We start from the raw sequence: 1,996 nt of genomic DNA, 5'->3' as shown, positions 1-1,996 counted from the left end.
CATCTCGAGGAGACGAAGACGCACGTGCAGCGTCTTGAGGAGGTCTTCCGGATGCACGGGGCCGAGATCAAGGCTGTCGATTGCCCGGCGATCGATGGCATCATCGAGGAAGCCGACGAAGTCGCCGGTGAGGTCGCCGATAAATCGGTGCTGGACGCGGCGCTGATCAATGCAGGGCAGGCCGCCGAACATTACGAGATCGCCCGCTATGGCAGCTTGATCGCCTGGGCGCGGCAGCTGGGCCGTAATGACTGCGCGAGCATTCTTCAGAAAACGCTGGACGAGGAGAAGACGACCGACAAGAAGTTGACGTCCCTTGCGGAGGCCAAGGTCAACCTGCGCGCCGCGAGCTGATCCGTCTTCGCAACCGCAAGGCGCCGCGCCGATCGTTCCGGCGCGGCGCTTTGTTTGGTCGGGATCGCATTGGGGAACCTGCGCGCCTTCCAGGATCCCGTTCATTTCAGCAAATTCGCAAAACTTCCGTCTCGCGATCGGACGCAGATCGTGTAGAAAAGGCAGTGGAGTTGCGGGGCTGAAGGAACTTGAAGAAGCAAGTCGAAACCGCCGTTGCAGGTTTGGTCGCGGAACAGCCGCGCGCGTTGCCGCTTCCGCTTGGGGCCTGTGATCGGCTGATCAATTGGCGATACCTCGGCACCGTCGGTGCCTATCATTTGCTGGCGCTGTTGGCATTCGTGCCCTGGTTCTACAGCAAGGCCGGCGTCGTGGTCATGATCGTCGGGATCTATGTCTACGGCGCCTTCGGAATGAACCTTTGCTACCATCGGCTGCTGACGCATCGGAGCTTCAAGTGCCCGCTCTGGCTGGAACATGCTTTCGCGCTGCTCGCGGTGTGGTGCGTGGAGGATACGCCGGCGCGATGGGTCGCGACGCACCGCATGCACCATCATCGCTCTGACGAGCGGCCGGATCCCCACAGTCCGCTGGTCAATTTCTTCTGGTCGCACATGGGGTGGCTATTTGTGGAAAACACCGACCTCAGTCGCCAGGTCGCCTACGACCGCTATGCGCGCGATATCCTGCGCGACAGCTTCTACCGCTTCATCGAGCGCCATGTCGTCTGGGTGACCATTGCACAGCCGGTATTGTTTTTCGTCGCAGCCTTCGTGATCGCGATCATGCTGGGTGACGCTGCCGGGAACGCCGCGCAGTTCGCGGCCAGCATTGTGCTGTGGGGAGTCGTGGTGCGGACCGTCATCGTCTGGCACATCACATGGAGCGTCAATTCGCTGGCGCATGTGTTCGGCTACCAGAACTACGATACCGGCGACCAGAGCCGCAACAATCTCCTCGTGGCGATCCTGACCAGCGGCGAGGGTTGGCATAACAACCACCATGCCGAACCCGGCAGCGCCTGCAATCAGCGCCATTGGTGGGAGATCGATCTCGTCTACTATCTGCTGCGCCTGCTGGTGTTGGTCGGTCTGGCGTGGGACGTTCAGATGCCGACGCGTTCCCCGCGTTCCCAATGAACATCATACTTCGGAATATATCGAAGTTTTAACTCGTAACGAGAGGCTGTTTTTTGCGTTGGGCTCCAAACGGAGCGACCGATGCAAAGAGCAGTTGGGCAACTCGTGATCATCGGCGTTGGTCTTGGTTTGCTGGTGCCGCCGCTCACCGCGGCGCTGCTCGGCAGTGTGGAGAAATCACGCTCGGGGTCGCGGCCAGCGTGCTCAACGCGATCCGGCAGACCGGAAGTGTGCTGGGGGTTGCGCTGTTCGGCTCGCTGATTGGTCAGCCGGACATTTTCATGTGCGGCGCGCATCAGGCCGTGGCGATCTCGGTTTTGCTGCTGGTGATAGCGGGGGTAGTGATCTGGTTCGGCGCCTCCAGGCGAAGTCGAAGTCACGCCTTGCGCAGCGCGAAGTGAGCGCCACAAAACGCCATCACGGCACCGAGGCCAAGCGCGGCGAGTCCCGTGAGGAGGCCGGCGAAGGTCGGAACGGAGCTGGGGCCGGAAGCGGCCTGGCCGGCG

General features: G+C 61.6%; 3 protein-coding genes. All 3 read left to right on the top strand.

Annotation, left to right across the window (positions count from 1 at the left end; all coding sequences use genetic code 11):
• A partial coding sequence (locus NEZ08_RS21400) for a DUF892 family protein (RefSeq protein WP_298111450.1) occupies positions 1–354 on the top strand: 354 nt, incomplete at its 5' end.
• A 188-nt stretch (positions 355–542) separates the two neighbouring features.
• Positions 543–1,490, top strand: a complete 948-nt coding sequence (locus NEZ08_RS21395; protein ID WP_298111447.1) for a fatty acid desaturase — start codon at positions 543–545, stop codon at positions 1,488–1,490.
• 200 nt (positions 1,491–1,690) lie between these two features.
• Positions 1,691–1,891, top strand: a complete 201-nt coding sequence (locus NEZ08_RS21390; protein ID WP_367278447.1) for a hypothetical protein — start codon at positions 1,691–1,693, stop codon at positions 1,889–1,891.
• The last annotated feature ends 105 nt before the right edge of the window (positions 1,892–1,996 follow it).

Source organism: Bradyrhizobium sp. (genome assembly GCF_027451485.1).
Taxonomy (GTDB): domain Bacteria; phylum Pseudomonadota; class Alphaproteobacteria; order Rhizobiales; family Xanthobacteraceae; genus Bradyrhizobium.
This window is presented reverse-complemented; position numbering and strand designations above follow the sequence as displayed.